This window comes from Photorhabdus hainanensis (assembly GCF_018448965.1).
Taxonomy (GTDB): Bacteria; Pseudomonadota; Gammaproteobacteria; order Enterobacterales; family Enterobacteriaceae; genus Photorhabdus; species Photorhabdus akhurstii.
In genome coordinates this window covers 38,249-59,908 of record NZ_RCWD01000035.1, presented here as the reverse complement: position 1 = coordinate 59,908, position 21,660 = coordinate 38,249, and the positions used below count along the sequence as shown (strand labels likewise).

Genomic DNA, 21,660 nt, shown 5'->3' with positions numbered 1-21,660 from the left:
TGTCCGGCCGGTCACTGACCGCCACCCGGTGATGACGGTCGTAACGCCAGCGCCACAGCGCCCCCGCCGCGGTCAGGCTGCGCAGCCGGTCCTGACTGTCATAACCCAGACTGACGGTCCGGTTCTCTTCATCCAGCACCCGCGCCAGCCGCAGATGCTTATCATATTCCTGTGTGCGGCCGTTGCCGTCCGGGTCTGTTTCGGCCGTCACCAGCCCGAAGGCATTGCGGGTCAGCGTGGTTTTCCGGCCGTCCGGCGCAATAAATCCGGCGGGCTGGCCCTGCTCATCATACAGAGGCAGCCAGGCGCGTTGCAGCGGGTCGGTCATGCCGGTCAGTTGCAGGCTGTCAGCCTCATAGCTGTATCGCCATACCGCGCCGGTCGCCTCCGTCAGCGAGGTTACCCGGCCGGTATCGGCCAGATACGTCAGCGTCAGGGTTTCCCCCTCCGGTGATATCTGTCTGACCAGATGGCCCCAGCGGTCATAGTCATAACGGGTCACGCCGCCGCGCGGGGTGTGGATTTCAGTTATTAATTGCTGGTCGTTGTAATGCCAGGTGGTGGCGTGCCCCTGTGGGGTGGTGGAGCGGGTGATGCCGGGGGCGTAATCCAGGTGAACCGGATAGAAGCCGCCAGCCCCCACGCTGTCGGTACAGCGCCCCTGTTTATCATAACGGTAATCCACCCAGGTCTGGTCGCCATCGGACCAGCGGCTTATCAGGCCCTGCGCGTTATATTCATAGTACAGATGAAAATGCTGGGCGCTGTCCGCTTCCGCCAGCCGGCCGTTGTCATGGTAGTGATAACGGGCCATCACTTCCTGTAACCTTTCATCGGTGCGGCGTATCTCGGTCAGTTGTCCGCGCCGGTTATAAAGCAGCGTCAGCTCCGGCCCGTCACTGTGGAGAACCTGTGTCAGCTGACCGTGCTCGTTGTAAATAAAGCGCAGCCGGTTGTCATACACGTCCCGGTGTTCCGTGAGCCGCCAGCGCTGTGTCCCTTCAGATGAGGACGGGGAGGCCAGCGCAAAATACTTACGAACCGGTGAATCCCGGTGCCGGAGGATATAGCCCTGTTCTCCCCAACTGAGGGTGAAATCCGGGTGTTCCGGGTTGACGCTGTGGGTATAAGCGGCCGGTAAGGCAAAGTAAAGAGAAGCCCCTTCGGTGGTGCGGATTTCTACCCGGTCGCCGGTGGCAAGGGCGCATTCGGAGAAACTGTCCGTCCAGCCCGGCCCCAGTAAGCCCTGTTCCTCCGGCGCCCAGCTGCGCAGAAACACCAGCGGCAGGGTCTGGCCGAGGGTGATATCGGTCCGCTGGTCAAACAGCTGGCCGGTAGTGACGTCAATCGGGTCGCCGGTAAAGAATTTTTTCGTCGCTTCCCGGTAACGTTTCACCCCCTGAGTTTCTCTGAAAGCGGTTTTGGCACAGCAGAGGGTCTTGCCTGAGAGTATCTTCGCAGCCTGTTTGACGCCGGCAATCGCCCCGCTGACGGCCTTTTTACCGGCCTGTCGGGTAAACAGTTTACCCAGTCCTTTAAGGGCGCCTCGGGAAGGGGGCACCAGAAATTCAACCGCCATCAGTATCGCCCGTTCCCAGGCGGAGAACTCTTCGGCCACCGCCAGGTAAGTTCCCTGACCGGAGCCGATAAACACCGTTTTGGCCCCGGATTTTATGGTGGCGCCACACGCCAGTTTGTCATCGACCCGGGCCGCCGGCGAGCCGTTGATAAACACGGTTTCACTGCCCTGGGCAATCAGGGGCGGCGCGGGGTGTTTGCCACAGGCGGCGATATCGGTGGTGGCTCTGGCCGCCGGTTTGCCTTCGATAAAGACATTGGGGGAGCCACTTGCCAGCGTACCGCTCGGTGGGCCGATGCTGTCCACCATTTTCGTGACGGCCGAACTGGCGGCGCTGATGACATCGCCAAGGGCGAATGTGGCCGCGGTTCCCAGAGCAATGACCGCGACGGTCGCTAATCCCCCGGTGAGAACGGTCAGTCCCACCAGTGCCGAGGCCGCGGCAAAGACCGCCGCCCCTATCAACGCCCCGGTAATGGCGCCCGCCAGCGCCCCCAGGAAGCTGGCATGTTTAATCGGGTCGCCCTCACGGGCGGCGGCCGGCCCGGGGGAGCCCTGTGGCGGGGAGACGCGTACCGAGTGCTGCGCGCCGACCCGCGCTATCCGGGTGACGATTTCATCGCCAAGTGACATGGTGTTCCTCCTGTCAGGTCATCAGACCGCCTGAAAACTGTGGATAACCGCCAGCAACGCCTCACGCTGACCGTCTTCAAAAGGCGCGGGGGAGGTCAGGTTGAAGGTCAGCAGCAGCGGACCCCGGATTTGCAGTATCACGGTCTGGTGCATGTCGCCTTCCGGGCTTTTCCACTGGTAATCCAGACGGCGGGCGGGTTGCTGGCTGAGGGTGATTTCGCCGCGCTGATGCTCCTGGTACCCGGGCAGATGGGCGCAAAACTGTTCCAGGGTCTGTTCATAGTAAGCGTGGTTATCCATGCCGGCGGGGACGGGGGTGCGGCTGACCACCAGATTAACGCCGCTGTCGTCCGGCAGCACAAAGACATTCATGGATTCATCGCGCCAGTTGCCCGGGATAGTCAGTGTGCCTTCATTCATTTGATAGATTGTGTTTTCCATGTTTTTTCCGTTGTTGATTGAAATAAGTTGATAGTCAGTAACGGTCAGTTCACATTGACCTGTTTGCCATTGATAGTGATATTGGCCCCCTGAATGCTGATATTGCCGGCATTAGTTTTTTGGAATGGCATCTCGCTTCCCTATATCATTTTTGCGGTTTACAACGCACAGCACAGTGGTCCGGCAGCACTAATTGCGGCGTATAGTTATAAGCTACCCAAGGGTTAAAGAGCCTCGGGCAAGTTACGTCAAAACTATAAAGGCGCCAGCAGTTTGTCGTTGATAGTCTTATTGATAACCTGTATGAACAGGCAACGTCGGGGATATTCTATTGCTGTTTAGGAGTCTGGTTAAGATAACTCATCAGTCGTTTTATGTGTTTAATCTCCAGTCAGGAACATATAACAAAAAATTCAGGTTGTCCCGTCTGTTTATATGATGAACATTTGATTAGTTTAATAAATGTGACATAAATCGCAAATCCTTTAACCCGCTACGTTCACCTAAAATCCGAATTTTATTCAATGGAAGCAATGATAAAACCTGAGGCTTCCCACAAGTAATCCTAAAAAAGCCAAGCGCAGCAACCTGACATGGGCATTAAATTCTTTTTTATCGCTTTTTGCTACCACCGGCAGGGTTTTAACGCTGTTTTTACTGTCTTTAATCTTTCGCTTTAGTGTTTTTTATATCGTTTGAAAGCCAGAGGGTCAGAAGTTTTCATTCAGGTAATATGAGAGACGCTTTATCTGGATATGATAAAACCGGCGTTAAAAAGCCGTTTATAGTCTGTCAGTGTCGTTTTAACATCGGGAAGACATAGTCAGTGTGTGATGAAAAAACAGGTGAAAACTTTAATCATTAACGGTGAAAATAAGTGATTAAGGTTTTAAAAAAAAGGTAAAAAATTCGCTGCTATATTGATATTGGCAGAGAAAACATCAGGAAAAACCGGTCCTGAGTTGATTAACCAAGTGACCGCGTTAATCTAATAATAAGAGTGAAAATATTTAACCGGATTAAGCTAATGTGCTTAAATAAGCGGTTTTGCATGGGCTGTAAGGTGTTGATGAAAAACAGAGACAATCATTAAAGAAAATTGATAAACCTTTAGGTTGATTAGATTAGCCGTATTAAACATGACGAAATAATCAGGCATTAAGCTTAAATATTATTAGCATATCTGTTATCTGCTCTGGTTTTAACGTTGAAGAGTTAAATACAGGGAAGAGAGAAAACTTAAACATCAGTTTAATGAACATAGGGCAGTTAAATGCGCATCAGGAAACGAAAAATCATTAGGTTGATAAAAACTGCTTAATCAAAACCATCTATTGGATGCATTTTTGCTTTAAAAAATAGGAAAACCCTAGGAATGATAATGGTTTTACAGATCCCTTCTCTTTTAACATGGTCAACTTTCTCTTTTTACTTGTATTTCCCGTTCTTAGCGATTGCAAGCGATTTTTTATCGGTAATTAACTCAGCTAAGTATTAAAAAAGTAGGTATCCCGTTAATAACAGCTTTTTAACAGGGATTAAAGTGCATAAAAAAGCGCTTATTCCTTGCTGTGGTCATTTAAAAGTGAGAATACAAAGAATTTAAAGGTTTTATGTGAAAGTAAAAGGCGGATTTAACGCAATAAATGTACTTTTTATAAAGGCAGTTAACTACATTTAATCAAATGCTATTAACCATTACACACAGAGCTAAAAAGAAATCAGCAGGTAAAATAATATTACTCGGCCTGTTGATATTAACGTGTTTTCTCACTGTTATTTTAATCAGCAAGTTATAAACATAACGCAATAAAAAGAGGGATAAAACGGTTAATGTGGCAGGATTTAAGTTCTAAACAGCGCGTTGATTATCTGAAAAAACATAAAGGGGTATCTTTAATATTACCAGGCTATTTACTGGCCTAATTTATGCGAAAAATAACTTATAGAAATCGCTCAGAATTGAGCGTAAACAACCTCAGCAAAGATAAAAAACGGGTATGCTTAATGTTTGTTAAATGTAAAACACGATATGCCATGATGATTAAACTGAATAAAAATCAGGTAGTAAAGGTGATAAAAACAGCGGTTAAAACCTGATATCGATTAAAACCGGAGGTTAAAACAGGGGTTTTTAATAACCGTTTAAAACCTGCCCGTCATAAAGCTATCAGTAAAAAGCTTTGTTAATGCGCATACACCTCGGGAAAAAGAATAAGTAAAAAAATAATCCGGTATAAACAACATATACCGGATTATCATATCAAGGTTAAATTATTTAAAACGCCTGACTATATCAGTATTACGATGTCTCCTCATCACAACTGATTTCCAACGCCCTATTTAAAGCCTGAGCTAAGACAGTTTTATTCTCATCATCCTCCAATAAACTAAAATGGTTACCCGGTATTGCAATCAGCTCAAGCGAGGTATCAGCTATTATCTGCGCCCAACCCAATGACGGTTCCATGTTCACTGACTCCGGTGTTTCATCCTCTATAAAAGAAATAGCAGGGGAAGGTTCTACTGCATAGAACTGATGCAGCGTTATTGCTAATGCTGGCGGCTCATAGTTCGCAACTATTTGCGCGTAATGTTCGATCTGCTCCCAACGTTTTGCGATCACATCAGCATGCAGATTTGCAGGATATAACGCCAATTCTTGTGCCGCTTCAATAAACTGCACAAAATTCAACTCATCGATTCGCCGGTATAACGCCGCAATCTCTTCCGTGCACTCCTCCCCTGACTGTCGAGCCAGTTCAATAAAGAACCGATATTTAGGTTGTATGATCTGTTCCCCTAAATAATGAGGCGCAGGCACATCAATCAATCCCAGGAAATTGACCGCTTCACCCGCATTCAAAAGCTGCTGAGCAATAGCATAAGCCAATATTCCACCAGAAGAGTAACCACATAGCCGATAAGGTCCTTCCGGTTGAACAGCCTTTATCAAGGTGATCATTCTCGCCGCCTGCCGCTCCATTGTCGCCATCGGTTTTTCATTAATAGACGGCCAAGGCAGCGCATAAATCGGGTAGTCCGATGGAATATGTCGAGCCAGCCCGAAGACGTAGGAGTAATCACCCATGCCGCTGGGCACAAAGAACAGCGGCAACCCTGCCCCATCAAGTCGTACCGATATGGCGCTGTTTTGCGGCTGAGATAACAGATCTGAGGTAATTTTCGCAGCCAGTTCAGTCAGCACCGGGAATTGGAACACAGCATTCAATGTGCAAACCAAACCTCGACCAGCAGCAAGATTTATCATTCGCATGGCAAGCAGTGAATGGCCGCCCAACGTGAAGAAGTTATCATGCCGACTAATCTGTTCTACACCCAGCAACTCACGCCAGATAGCCGCCAAGGCGATTTCCGCTTCCCCTTGCGGCGCTTCATAAACCTGACGGGCAAACGCCTCGCCGTCCGGCGCCGGTAGCGCCCGACGATCCAGCTTACCATTCGGCGTTAGCGGGAAAGCATCCAACCGCACGAAGGCTGACGGCACCATGTAGTCAGGCAACATTTTACTCAGGTGAGTACGCAAACTATTCACCAACCCGTCATCCACCGGCGCGACCACATAAGCCACCAGCCGTTTGTCCTGCCCATCTCCCAGCGCCAGCACAGTCGCCTCACGCACCGCCGGATGCTCTATCAGACGTGTTTCAATTTCCCCCGGTTCAATACGGAAACCGCGGATTTTAACCTGCTCATCGTTACGGCCCAGGAATTCCAGGTTGCCGTCCGGCAGGTAGCGGGCTAAATCCCCGGTACGGTACATACGAGCGCCCGGTTGATCACTAAACGGGTCCATCAGGAAACGTTCAGCGGTCAATTCCGGCCGATTCAGGTAGCCACGCGCGACAGCGACTCCCCCAATGTAAAGTTCACCCATGACACCCACTGGGACAGGTTCCCCGTGGGCATCAAGAATATAAATTTGGGTATTGGATATTGGGCGGCCAATCGGTACGTTATCGGCAGAACAGCTTAGGTGGTTGACATCAAACACGGTACAACCCACGACGGTTTCGGTTGGGCCATACTCGTTGATGATGCGTGATCCGGGCGATAATGTTCGCCAAAGTGCAATAGTGGAACTGGGCAGCACCTCTCCACCCACGATAAAGCAGTGAGCCGGACATTTTCGTCCCTCGGTTTTCAATTTCTGCCCCATTGCCGAAAGATGACCGGGAGTAATTTTAACCAGAGCGCCTGATTCCATTGATAACAACGCAGGCAGCAATTCAACCAGCTCCTGTCCGTCACGGAGCAAATGGATCTTGCCGCCGCACAGTAAAGGCAGGTAAAGACTGGTGACCGTGGCATCAAAGGCTATTGATGACGAAACGATACTATTGCACTGCCTTTCAGTGAGGTAATCACTTCGCGCCCATAGCAGGTAGTTGCAGATACCGCGATGTTCCAGCATCACGCCTTTCGGCGTCCCGGTCGAACCCGAGGTATAAATGACATACGCCAGATGTCGTGAAGTGAGCGCCGGTATCTGCGGGTTGTCATCCCGCTGGTTGAACAATGCATTCGGGTCAAGTACGGTGCGTTCCGCCTGAGCCTTCTCGCCCAACGCAGCACGTCCGGCGTTATCCGCCAGCAAGATAACCGGAGCGGCATCAGTCAGAATATGTGCCAGACGCTCCCCAGTATAGACCGGATCTAGCGGCACATAGGCGCCGCCGGCTTTCAGTATCGCCAATATTCCCACCACCATTGCCGGTGAACGCGACACGCAAATCGCTACCCGTTGGTCCGGCTCGACGCCCTGAGTGATAAGCTGATGAGCCAACCGGTTAGCACGGGCATTTAATTCCGCATAACTGAGGATTTGATCTTCATATACTAATGCTATCGCATCCGGGGTTTGCTCCACTTGCTGTTCAAACAATTGATGAATACACAATGCTTCAGGATACGCGGTTTCCGTGGCGTTCCAGTTTTTCAGCAACAGTGTACGCTCCGCTTCCGGCAGAATGCTTAATGTCCGTACCGGCGTTTCCGGGGTCTGTTCCAGTGCCTCCGCCAGGCTCTCCAATGCCTGCCGCATATAACCACATACCCGCTCCGGTTCAAATGGCTGGGCAACTTGAACAGTTACCCCCAAGGATTCGCCAAAATCCTCCACCGACAACACTAACGGATAATTGGTTCGCTCCTGCATATCAAGGAATTCAATGCCGTTTACAAGTTCATCCAACGTTGTCGAAAATGCATTATGTCGATAGTTCAGCAAGCTACTAAAGAGAGGGATCTCACCCTGTACGCCACTGCAACGCTGGGCCAACGCCAGTGACGCATGTTCATGCGCCAGTAATCCGGCCAGTCGGGCATGGGCGGCCAGCACACTCTCCCGTACCGGCGTATCATCGATGTCCAGCCGCAGCGGCAAGGTATTGATAAACAGCCCCATGCCATTGTCGGCGCCTTCACCTGCCTGCATCCGCCCAAACAGCACGGTGCCGAACACCACTTGCTTCTGATCGCTGGTGCGCGACAACACTTGCGCCCAGGCCAGATGGCACAACGCCGCCAGACTGACCCCCAAACGCCGAGCCTGTCCACGCAGACGATCATTCAGTTCAGGCGCCAGCATCCAGTGGGATTCCGTCACCTGTGAACCATCACGATGCACCTCCGTCAATCCGAATGGCAGCGTCGGTTCGTCCACCTCCGCCAACATTTCAGTAAAGAAGCGGGTATGTTCCTCCTGACTCATTCCCAACCGGGCCTCAGCCACTAAATTACGGAAAGAGACTGGGGAGGTCAGACTCTCCTCCCGTTCGGTAAGATACGCCTGAACCTCACTGTTCATCACGTCCAACGTGGTATGGTCGCCAATCAGATGATGCAGCAATTGCAGTACTACCCAACGACCATCACTCTCCTGCGCCGCCACAAACCGCAACAATGGCGCTTGATCCAGCTCAAGACGATAATGACGCGGATTAAAACGTTGAATCAGCTGATCACAAATCGGCCCATCCGCCGGGTCTAACGTCAATTCAGTAACCGATAAAGGCGCCTGACGCCAGACGACCTGAGCCGGCACTGACAGCTCTTGCCAGACAAAGGCGGTACGCAAAATATCGTGGCGATCAACAACTTGTTGTACTGCCGCCAGATAACGATCCAGTAGAGTCCGATCAGCAAAGACCATCTGGCCGGCTAACAAATAGGGGTCCCCTTCGTCTGCCAGTAAGTGGTGGAACAAAATACCGTCCTGCAACGGCGACAGGGCATAGATATCCTGAATGTTGCTTACTCCGCCCGGCACCTGTCTGACGATGCGGTCAATGTCAGCCTGAGTCAAATCAATCAGCGGCAACATCGCCGGCGTCAGGGCCGTAGTTGCCGAAGTGATGACGTTAGGCGGCACTATCACAGCCTGATGCTGTCCCAATGTTTTCGCCAGGTCTGACAGCACCGGCGATTGGAACAGATCACGCGCCGTCAGCGTCAATCCCAGATGACGCAAGCGTTCAACCATCCGTATCGCAAGCAGCGAATGACCACCCAAGGCAAAAAAGCTGTCATACCGGCTGACCTGCTCAATCCCCAGTAATTCACGCCAGATAGCCGCCAAAGCTATTTCTGTTTCTCCCTGAGGCGCGGCGTAAACTTGGTGGACAAAGGCGTCATTGTCCGGTTCCGGCAACGCTTGATGATCCAATTTACCGTTCGGCGTTAGCGGAAACGCATCCAGTCGTACAAAGGCCGACGGCACCATATAGTCAGGCAAAATGGCGCTTAGATGGGCACGCAAGATACTCGCCAGTCCGTCATGGGCTTCCGCCGCCACATAGGCCACCAGCCGTTTCTCCTGCCCTTCACCTCGTACCAATACCGCCGCCTCACGCACCGTTGGGTACTCTGCTAACCGAGCCTCAATTTCCTCTGGTTCAATGCGGAAACCGCGGATTTTAACCTGCTGATCATTGCGGCCCAGGAATTCCAGATTGCCATCCGGTAGATAACGGGCCAAATCCCCGGTGCGGTACAGGCGGGCATCTGGGTTATCACTGAATGGATCAATCAGGAAACGTTCAGCGGTCAATTCTGGCCGATTAAGATAACCACAGGCCACTCCATCTCCCCCGATATAAATCTCACCGACCACTCCTAACGGCGCCGGCTGACCATACGCGTCCAACAGATAAACCCGCGTGTTGGCTACCGGTCGACCGATAGGAACGCGAGCGGCTCCCGGCTCTAATGCGGTGATACGGTATGTTGCCGTAAAGGTGGTGCCTTCACTCGGTCCATAGCCATTTAATAGCTGTTGTGGCGGACTGGTGTTCAGTACCTGGCCGATAACATGGGGATCAAGGGCATCTCCGCCGACAATCAGCAGCTTTATCTGTGGAAGAACCGGAGACAGCTCCGTCGCTAACTGGTTAAACAATCCGACGCTCAACCACAGAACCGTGATTCGTTGAATTTGTAGATCTTGTACAAACGCCTGCGGCGTCAACAAAGTAGCATGATCGATCACCACTAATGCGCCGCCATTGAGCAACGGCGCCCAAACTTCAAACGTGCTGGCATCGAAAGCCGGATTGGCGGCAAAGGCTACCCGATCATCCGGCCCGATTTCAGCATAACCATTATTGATAACCAGCCGGACCACCGCACGATGCGGCACCAAGACGCCTTTAGGCATCCCGGTAGAACCAGAGGTGTACATGATATACGCTAATTCGGCGCTGGAACGCGGTAAGTCAAGGTTAAAGCGACCTTCTTCGCAGCCCGTATCTATTTCATCCGCGAGACGAAGCAGCGGCACAGTCAGATTCAGCGGAATATCCGACCGTGTATCAGTAAGCAGCAACCGGGCGGAACAATCACTTATCAGCCAGTTTTTCCGTTCATCCGGTACATTGGGATCAACCGGCACGTAAACGGCGCCCGCTTTAAGAATCGCCAATTGAGCCGCTACCAGTTCCATCGAACGCGCTAGCAGGAGCGCAATATGATCACCGGGACAAACTCCTTGTTCGATCAGTTGACGAGCCAGCCGGTTAGCACGGCTATTTAATTCGGCATAACTGAGGGTTAGCTCTTCATACACTAATGCTATCGCATCAGGCGTTTTCTCCACCTGCCGTTCAAACAATTGATGGATACATAACTCATCAGGATAGGCGGTTTCCGTGGCGTTCCAGGTTTCCAACAACAACCTACGCTCCGCCGGGGACAAGATATCAATTTCTCCGACCGGCTGTTGAGAGTCAGCCGCCATTGCTTGCAGTACCGCATGCAAATATCCTACCTGCCGCTCCATTGTCGATGGATCAAATAGGGCGGCGGCAAAATTCAACTCCCCAACAATCCTGCCCTCCTCCTCTGACAAGCTCAGTTCAAGATCAAACTTGACAACATCAACGGCTTGATTGACCGGCGACACCGCCAGCCCCGGTAATCCCCACTCCGTGTTCTCATTGTTCTGCCAGACAAACATCACCTGGAACAATGGGGTATGCGCCAGTCGGCGCGGCGGTTGCACAATTTCCACCACCTGTTCAAACGGTAAATCCTGATGCTCCTGAGCTGTCAATGCGGTTTGCCGAACTCGCGCCAGTAATTCCGTCACCGTCAGTTCACCCGATAAATCCATGCGCAACGCTAACGTATTGACAAAGAAACCAATCAACGGCTCCACTTCTTGACGATTGCGACCCGCGCTCGGGGTGCCGATCACCACATCTTCCTGACCTGATAGGCGCGACAGAACCACCGCCCAGGCTGACAACAGCGTCATAAATAAGGTGACGCCGTGCTGTTCACTCAGGCGCTTAAGGGCGGTTGTTAACGCCGCATCCAGGTTAATCGGCACGGACTGCCCAACAAACGACTGCTCCGGCGGTCGAGGCCGATCTGTCGGCAAATCCAGCAAGACTGGCGCGTCAGCCAACATTGCACGCCAATAGTCAGATTGAACCTGAATACGTTCAGCCGACAACCATTGACGCTGCCAGGCGGCGTAATCTGGGTATTGAATCGCCAACGGCGGCAATGGATCGGATTGCCCATCCATAAACGCCGTATAGAGTGTGTTCAGCTCCTGTATCAGCACACTGGCAGACCAGCCATCGGAAATTATGTGATGCAGGGTCAGCAAAAACTGATATTCGTCATCGGCGATCCGGATAAGCGCAGCACGGATAAGCGGGCCGCTTTCAAGGTCAAATGACGCATGGGCCTCTTCTACGCTCAGGCGCTCAAGAACAACATCAGCATCCGATATCCCGCGCAGGTCATATTGAGATAATAGTAAGCCGCTATCCGGCTCCAACAGATGTACTTGTGGCTGACCATCTACAGAGACAAAAACCGAACGTAACGCTTCATGGCGGGCAAATAAGGTATCCAGCGCTTTTTGCCAAGCCATAACATCCAATTGTCCAGATAAACGCAGGGCCATCGGGATATGATAAGTTTCACTGACGCCCTTGAGCTGCGCCAGGAACCACAAGCGCTGTTGAGCAAATGACAGCGGTAACGCCCCATCACGGGATATCGGCAAGATATTATCCGGTTGACCGGGCCGGGCCTTCATAACCTCAGCAAACGCCCTTAACGAAGGAGACTTAAACAGGGTCGTTAGCGGCAGTTCGATCCCCAAAGCGGCTACCCGGTTCATCACCCGCACCGCCAACAACGAATGGCCGCCCAGAGCAAAGAAATTGTCATACCGGCTGATCTGTTCAACACCTAAGACTTCACGCCAAATCGCCGCCAGAGCCATTTCCGTTTCTCCCTGTGGCGCTTCGTAAACCTGACGGGCAACAGCTTCATTGTCTGGCGCCGGTAACGCTTGACGATCCAATTTACCGTTCGGCGTCAATGGCAGCGCATCCAGCCGCACAAAGGCCGACGGCACCATGTAATCAGGCAAAATAGCTTGCAGGTAAGTACGCAGGCTTGTCACCAACCCCTCATGAGCTTCCGCCGCCACATAGGCCACCAGCCGTTTTTCCTGCCCTTCCCCTTGCGCCAATACCACAGATTCACTCACCGCCGGGTGTTCCACCAACCGGGATTCAATTTCCCCCGGTTCAATGCGGAAGCCGCGGATTTTAACCTGCTGGTCGTTACGGCCAAGGAATTCCAGATTGCCGTCCGGCAAATAACGGGCTAAATCCCCGGTGCGGTACATCCGGGCATCCGGCATATCACTAAACGGATCAATCAGGAACCGTTCCGCCGTCAAGTCTGAACGATTGAGGTAGCCACGCGCCACTCCCGCGCCCCCGATATAAATTTCCCCCACTACGCCCAACGGCGCCGGTTGACCATACTCGTCCAGTAAATAAAGACGGGTGTTGGCTATCGGACGGCCGATACTTTCAATGATTCGGTCGCCTCGCTGTATCGGCAACCAGGCTGAATAGGTGGTCGTTTCAGAAGGTCCATAGAGATTACACAACCGCTGTATTTGTGTTTCTGCGAAAATCTGTTCAATTAAGGCGCCTTTGAGCGGTTCCCCCGCCAGATTGACAGTATGAACCGACGCCATCAGCGCCTGAGCCTGCAATAACGGTTTCATTGCTGACGGGACTGAGTTGATCAAGGTCACCGGCAAGGCATGCTGCATCAATGACAAGGCACCCTCTACCAGATGAATCGCCGCGCCACGAGACAACGGCATAAAACATTCAAAAATGGACAGGTCGAAACTCATCGACGTCGAGAAAAGCACTTCGTGGATCTCTTCCGTCTCAAAGGCCCGCTGCGCCCAGTACAGGAAGTTAACCGCATTGCGGTGCTCAATCATCACCCCTTTGGGCGCCCCCGTGGAGCCGGAGGTGTAAATCACATAGGCCAGATGCCGGGAAGTCAGCGCAGGCGCCCGTGGATTATTGTCCGGCTGATCAGGCAGAGTATTCGGGTCCAGTACCGTTAGTCCAGCCAGCGCTTCCTCACCCAGTACAGCCCTGCCAGCTTCATCCGCCAACACCACCATTGGGGCCGCATCATGCAGGACATGTGTCAGACGCCCGCCAGGATAAGCCGGGTCTAGCGGCACATACGCTCCGCCCGCTTTCATCACCGCCAACAATCCCACTACCATCGCCGGTGAACGCGCCGCGCAAATCGCCACCCTCTGGTCGGGTACGACGCCCAGTGCGATAAGCTGATGGGCCAGACGGTTGGCGCGGGTATTTAATTCGTCATAACTGAGGGTTTGCTCTTGATACACTAACGCTGTCGCGTCAGGGGTTTGCTCCACCTGTTGTTCAAACAACTGGTGAACACATAACATCTCAGGATAGGTAGTTTCCGTCGCGTTCCAGGTTTCCAGCAACAGCGTACGTTCCGCTTTCGGCAAGATTTCCAATGCCCTCACAGGCATGTCCGGCACTCGCTCAAGGGCATCCACCAGACTTTCCAGCGCTCGCTGCATATAACCGCATAGACTTTCAGGATCAAACGGTTGCACGACCTGAGCCGTCAGCCCCAGGGATTCGCCAAAATCCTCCACTGATAGCATTAACGGATAGTTGGTCCGCTCCTGCCCGCCAATAAATTCAATACCGCTGATGATGTCATCCGACACGGCCAGCAAGGTGTTATGCCGATAGTTCAGCAAACTATTAAAGAGAGGGATCTCACCTTGCACGCCGCTGCAACGCTGGGCCAGCGCCAGTGAAGCGTGCTCATGTTCTAATAGTCCGGCGAGTCGAGCATGGGCGGCCTGCACGCTGCTCCGTACTGGAGTCTCGTCGATATCCAGTCGCAGCGGCAAGGTATTAATAAACAGCCCCATACTATTGTCCGCCCCTTCCCCTGCCTGCATACGCCCAAACAGCACCGTACCAAACACGACATTCTTCTGACCGCTGGTACGCGCCAACACCTGCGCCCAAGCCAGATGACACAAGGCCGCCAGACTGACGCCCAGATGTCTCGCCTGATGACGCAAACGGTCATTTAATCCGGCTGACAACATCCGGTGAACTTCCGTCACCTGCGAACCATCACGACGCACTTCCGTCAAACCAAACGGCAGAGTCGGCTCATCTACCCCTGCTAACATGTCAGTAAAGAAACGGGTATGTTCTTCCTGACTTACCCCCAACCGGACCTGAGCCACCAGATTGCGGAACGGTGTCGGCGCAGGCAGATTATCCTCCTGGCCTGTCAGGTACGCCTGCACTTCGCGGTGCATCACCTCCATCGTTTCATGATCGCCGATCAAGTGATGATGCAATTCCAGCAACAACCAACGACCATCGGTTTCCCGAGCGATGACAAAACGCAACAACGGTGCTTCGCTCAGGTCAAGACGATGATGACGCGGATCAAAACGCTGGGTTAACTGCTCGCTGACCGGGCCGTCCGCTGGATTTAATGTCAATTCCGTCACCGACAATGGGGCCTGACGCCAGACCACTTGCGCCGGGACTGACAATCCCTGCCAGAGAAACGCAGTACGTAGAATATCGTGCCGATCAATGATCTGTTGAACTGCTGCCAGATAACGATCCAACAGCGCTCGGTCAGCAAAAGCCATCTGCCCCGTCAACAGATAGGGATCACCCTCATTCGCCAACAGATGGTGGAACAAAATGCCATCCTGCAACGGCGACAGCGCATAGATATCCTGAATATTGGCGATCCCGCCCGGCACTTGCTCAACAATGTGGTCAATGTCAGCCTGGGTTAAATCAATCAGCGGCAACATCGCCGGCGTCAGCACCGTCGTATCCGGTGTAATACGGTTGTCAGGCACCTGAATTTCATTATGCTGAACCAGAGACTGGGCCAAAATACAGAGTGTCGGATGCTGGAATAACGTTTTTACCGATATACTCAGACCAATACGCCGCAATCGTTCAATCATGCGCACAGCAAGCAACGAATGACCACCCAGCGCAAAGAAGCTGTCATGTCGGCTAATCTGTTCAACGCTCAGTAACTCACGCCAGACAGCCGCCAACATCGTTTCTATCTTCCCTTGCGGAGCTTCATAGATCTGACGGGCAAACGCCTCCTCCCCCGGCGCCGGCAACGCCCGGCGATCCAACTTGCCATTCGGGGTCTGCGGTAAAGTATCCAGCCGCACAAAAGCCGCCGGTACCATATAGTCAGGTAAAACCGCGCTCAAATGTTCACGCAAACGGACTGCCAACCCTTCATTCGCTTCTGCCGCCACATAGGCGACCAGCCGTTTGCTCTGCTCATCCTCCCACACCAGCACCGCCGCCTCTTGCACCGCCGGGTGCTCCTCCAACCGGGTTTCAATTTCTCCCAGCTCAACCCGGAAGCCGCGAATTTTAACCTGATGGTCGTTACGCCCCAGGAATTCCAGGCTGCCATCCGGCAAATAACGGGCCAAATCCCCAGTAACATACATCCGCGCGCCAGATACCGGGCTAAAAGGGTCCGGTATAAAACGTTCCGCGCTCAGTTCCGGCTGGTTAAGATAACCTCGCGCCACACCCACGCCGCCAATATACATTTCGCCAACGCCGCCTAACGGGACTAACTGACCGTATTTGTCCAACAGGTAGACACAGGTATTTTTAAGCGGCCGACCGATAGAACAATCATCGGTTGGAGATAAAATCTCCTTACAAGTCGCTGTTACGGTATTTTCCGTCGGGCCATAAGCGTTCAATAGACGGGGTCGGTGGAGTTCTCGCACAAACCAGTCCTGAATGGCGCTCTTTTTGACCGCCTCACCGCCAATGATAATGAGCCGGAGACAATCCGGCAGCGGTAATGCATTATCGTCTCTGGCAACCAGTTCGGACCAAAATAACGCCGGCAGAGATAACACGGTGATACGGTGCTGCCAGACTAAGGCAATAAACTCCGACATCGACGTCAGCCAACTATCATCACGCATGACCAGCGTGGCGCCGTTGCATAATGTCGAGAAACACTCTTCCACTGAAACGTCAAATGCAAAAGAAGCAAATTGCAACATCCGATCTTGCGCCGTAACCGCATAAGACTCATTAAAACCCAAATGACGCTGATACACCGCCTGATGTTCCACCATCACCCCTTTCGGCTGTCCAGTGGAGCCGGAGGTATAGATGATGTAAATCAGATGCCGCGGCGTCAATGCGGCTACCTGCGGGTTGCGATCCGACTGATCTGGCAAGGTATTCGGGTCAAGTACCGTCAGCCCGCTCAACGCTTCATCACCCAGCGCCGCCCGTCCAGTCGCATCAGCCAATACCACTGACGGAGTAGTATCATTCAGGATATACGCCAAACGCTCCAGCGGATAAGTTGGGTCCAGCGGCACATAGGCGCCACCGGCTTTCAACACCGCCAACAGCGCCGCCACCATCACTGGTGAACGCGACACACAAATCGCCACCGGCTGGTCAGGTTCGATGCCCAATGCGATAAGCTGATGGGCCAACCGGTTAGCGCGGGCATTTAATTCGGCATAACTGAGGGTTTGCTCTTGATACACCAGCGCCGTGGCCTCCGGCGTTCGCTCCACCTGTTGTTCAAACAATTGATGAATGCATAACGCCTCAGGATAGGCGGTTCCCGTCGCGTTCCAGGTCTCCAGCAATAGCTTGCGCTCCGCCGGGGCCAGAATATCAATTTCTCCGATCGGCTGTTGAGGGTTAACCACCATCGCTTGCAACACCGCGTGCAGATATCCCACCTGTCGTTCCATTGTTGCCGAATCAAACAGGGCAGAGGCATAACTCAGCGCCCCAACAATCCTGCCCTCCTCCTCTGCCAATCCCAGTTCAAGATCAAACTTGACAATATCAAAAGCTTGATAGACCGGTGAGACTGCCAGCCCCGGTAATTCCCATTCCGAGTTCTCATTGTTATGCCAGGCAAACATCACCTGGAATAACGGGGTATGAGCCAGTCGGCGCGGCGGCTGCACAATTTCCACCACCTGTTCAAACGGCAAATCCTGATGCTCCTGAGCCGTCAATGCGATTTGCCGAACTCGCGCCAGTAATTCCGTCACGGTCAACTCGCCTGATAAACCAATACGCAACGCCAACGTATTGACAAAGAAGCCAATCAACGGTTCCACTTCCTGACGACCACGGCCCGCGCTCGGCGTGCCAATCACCACATCTTCCTGACTTGACAAACGTGACAGAACCACCGCCCAGGCTGACAACAGCGTCATGAATAAGGTGACGCCCTGCTGCTCACTCAGACGCTTAAGGGCTATCGTTAATTCAACATCCAGGTTAACCGGCACGGCATCTCCGGCAAACGACTGCTCCGGCGGACGAGGCCGGTCAGTGGGCACATCCAACAGAACCGGCGCGTCAGCCAACATTGCACGCCAATAGTCGGATTGAACCTGAACCCGTTCAGCCGACAACCATTGGCGCTGCCAGGCGGCGTAATCCGGGTATTGAATCGCCAACGGCGGCAACGTATCCGGTTGCCCAGTCATAAACGCCGTATAGAGCGCGTTCAATTCCTGTATCAGTACATTGGCAGACCAGCCATCGGAAATAATATGATGCTGAGTCAGTAAAAATTGATATTCGTCATCGGTGAGCCGGATGAGGGCGGCACGGATAAGCGGGCCGCTTTCGAGGTCAAATGACGCATGGGCCTCCTCCGTGTTCAGGCGCTCAAGAACTTCATCAGCATCCGAAACTCCGCGCAGGTCATATTGAGATAACAGTAAGCCGCTATCTGGTTCCAGCAGTCGCACTTGCGGTTGACCATCTACAGAAACAAAGACAGAACGTAACGCTTCATGACGGGCAAACAAGGCATCCAGCGCCTTTTGCCAGGCTACGATATCCAGTTGACCAGACAAACGCAGGGACATCGGGATATGATAAGTTTCACTGACGCCCTCAAGCTGCGCCAGGAACCACAGGCGTTGTTGAGCAAATGATAACGGTAATTCCCCTTCACGGGATATCGGCAGAATGGACGGCAGAATAATATCCGGCTGTCCCATCCGGGCTTGCATAACCTCAGCAAACGCCCTCAACGAAGGGGATTTAAACAGAGTCGTCAGCGGCAATTCTCCACCTAAAGCAGCTACCCGATTCATCACTCGCATCGCCAGTAACGAGTGACCGCCCAGAGCAAAGAAGTTGTCATACCGGCTGATCTGTTCAACACCTAAGACTTCACGCCAAATCGCCGCCAAGGCTATTTCCGTTTCCCCTTGTGGCGCTTCATAAGTTTGACGAGCAACAGCGTCACTGTCCGGCGCCGGTAACGCTCGACGATCCAGCTTACCGTTCGGAGTCAACGGGAATGCATCCAGCCGCACAAAAGCCGTTGGCACCATATAATCAGGTAAAACAGCACTCAGGTGAGTACGCAGACTGTTCACCAGTTCGTCATCCTCTGGCGCCACGACATAGGCAACCAGCCGTTTCTCTTGTCCTTCACTCTGTGCCAATACCACAGATTCACTCACTGCCGGGTGTTCCGCCAACCGGGATTCAATTTCCCCCGGTTCAATGCGGAAGCCGCGGATTTTAACCTGCTGGTCGTTACGGCCCAGGAATTCCAGATTGCCGTCCGGCAGATAACGGGCTAAATCCCCGGTGCGGTACATGCGAGCATCCGGGTTATCACTGAATGGATCAACAAGGAAACGTTCGGCGGTCAATTCAGGGCGGTTCAGATAGCCACGCGCCACACCAGCGCCGCCAATATATATTTCGCCAATACTGCCTAATGGCACAGGCTGGCCATATCTGTCCAGCAAGTATATGCCAGTATGGCTAACTGGTCGGCCTATAGAACACGCATCTTCCGGGGATAATATCGCCTGACAGGTCGCAATCACGGTATTTTCCGTCGGGCCATAAGTATTTAATAATCGTGGACGAGGCGCTGCCTGCGCAAACCACGATTGAATGGCGCTCTTCTTCACCATCTCGCCACCAATAATGATTAATCTGAGGCAATCCGGTAGCAATAATGCCTTGTCTCTGGCTGCCAGTTCAGACCAGAACAGGGTTGGCAGAGACATCACGGTGATTTGATTCTGTCGGGCTAAGGCGATAAACGCCGACACAGAAGCCAACCAACTATCATCACGAATCACTAACGTGGCGCCATTGCATAATGATGAGAACAATTCTTCGACGGACGCATCGAAGGCAAAAGAGGAAAATTGCAGCATCCGGTCTTGTGCCGTGACGGCATAGGTCTGATTAAAACCGAAATAACGTTGATAAATGGCCTGATGTTCCACCATTACACCTTTCGGCGTGCCGGTAGAGCCAGAAGTATAGATAACATACGCCAGATGTTGTGGAGTCAGTGCAATCCCTTGTGGATTGCTGTCCGGCTGGTCAGGCTGAATATTCGGATCTAATACCGTCAACCCGGCCAATGCCTCTTCGCTCAGAGCCGACCGTCCAATCTTATCCGCCAGCACCACTGACGGGGCAACATCATTCAGGATATGCGTCAGACGCTCCCCCGGATAAGTTGGGTCCAACGGCACATACGCCCCTCCGGCTTTCAGTATCGCCAACAGCCCCACTAGCATCGCTGGTGAACGTGTTGCACAAATCACTACCCGCTGGTCCGGTACAACACCCAGCGTAATCAGTTTGTGAGCAAGACGGTTAGCTCTGCTATTGAGTTCAGCATAGCTGAGGATTTGTTCTTGATACTCTAACGCCGTAGCCTCTGGGGTTTGCTCCACCTGTTGTTCAAACAACTGATGAATACATAACGTCTCAGGATAGGCGGTTTCAGTGGTATTCCACATTTCCAGCAGTAGTTTTCGCTCCACTTCAGGCAAAATATTTAATGCCCGCACCGGTGTCTCAGGCCGCCGTTCAAGTGCTTCCGCCAGACTTTCCAACGCCTGCTGCATATAACCGCATATGCGATCCGGATCAAACGGCTGGACAATTTGAGCCGTCAGCCCCAGAGCATCGCCAAAATCCTCCACTGACAGGGTAAACGGATAGTTAGTCCGCTCCTCTCCGCTTAAGAATTCAATGCCCTTCATTGTTTCATTCAGCGTTACCAGAGAGAGGTTATGCCGGTAGTTTAATAATGCGTTGAACAGCGGCGTACCACTAGCAACACTGCTGCAACGCTGGGCCAGCGCCAGTGACGCATGCTCATGCGCCAGTAATCCAGCCAATCGGGTATGAGCGGCCTGAACACTGTCTCGTACCGAGGTCTCATCGATATCCAACCGCAGCGGCAAGGTATTAATAAACAGCCCCATGCCGCTGTCGACCCCATCTCCCGCCGCCATGCGCCCAAGCAGCACCGTGCCAAACACCACTTGCTCCTGCCCGCTGGTACACGATAGTACCTGTGCCCAAGCCAGATGACACAATGCCGCCAAACTGACGCCCAAATGTCTCGCCTGATGGCGTAAACGGTTATTTAGCTCGGCTGACAACATCCGGTGCGATTCCGTCACCTGTGATCCATCACGGTACACCTCCGTCAAACCAAACGGCAAAGTCGGTTCATCTACCTCGACTAACATGTCAGTAAAGAAGCGAGCGTGTTCTTCCTGACTGACGCCTAACCGGGCCTGCGCCACCAGATTGCGGAAAGGCGCCGGCGCTGGCAGACTCTCCTCCTGTCCGCTCAGATAAGCTTGTACTTCACTATTCATTACTTCCAGCGTGGTGTGGTCGCCAATCAGATGATGCAACAATTGCTGTACAATCCAGCGACCATCAACCTCTTGAGCCACCACAAAGCGCAATAGCGGCGCCTCGCCCAAGTCGAGACGATGATGACGAGGGTCAAAACGCTGGGTTAACTGTTCACAAATCCGCCCATCGGCCGGATTCAAATCCAGTTCCATCACTGACAACGTGGCTTGACGCCAAACCACCTGAACCGGTACAGACAACTCTCGCCAGATAAAGGCGGTACGCAGGATATCATGGCGATCAACCACCCGTTGTACCGCCGCCAGATAGCGGTCCAGCAAAGCGCGATCAGCAAAGGCTATCTGACTGACACCCAGATACGGATCACCTTCGTTTGCCAATAAGTGGTGGAACAAAATACCGTCCTGC

3 protein-coding genes (1 of these 3 running past the window's edge) are annotated in these 21,660 nt (G+C 52.7%); all 3 read right to left on the bottom strand.

The window, feature by feature from the left end; all coding sequences use genetic code 11:
• The coding region (locus EAE92_RS18410; protein ID WP_214069133.1) for a PAAR domain-containing protein at positions 1 to 2,212 on the bottom strand (2,212 nt) is incomplete at its 3' end.
• Between the two features lie 21 nt (positions 2,213 to 2,233).
• Entirely contained in the window at positions 2,234 to 2,653 is a 420-nt protein-coding gene (locus tag EAE92_RS18405) for a DUF1795 domain-containing protein (protein WP_214069132.1), read from the bottom strand.
• Between the two features lie 2,302 nt (positions 2,654 to 4,955).
• On the bottom strand, positions 4,956 to 21,660 hold the 3' end of the coding sequence (locus EAE92_RS18400) for a non-ribosomal peptide synthase/polyketide synthase (protein ID WP_214069131.1). 19,688 nt of this gene lie beyond the right edge of the window; the window shows 16,705 of its 36,393 coding nt (coding positions 19,689–36,393); its start codon lies beyond the right edge, outside the window; it ends in the stop codon at positions 4,956 to 4,958.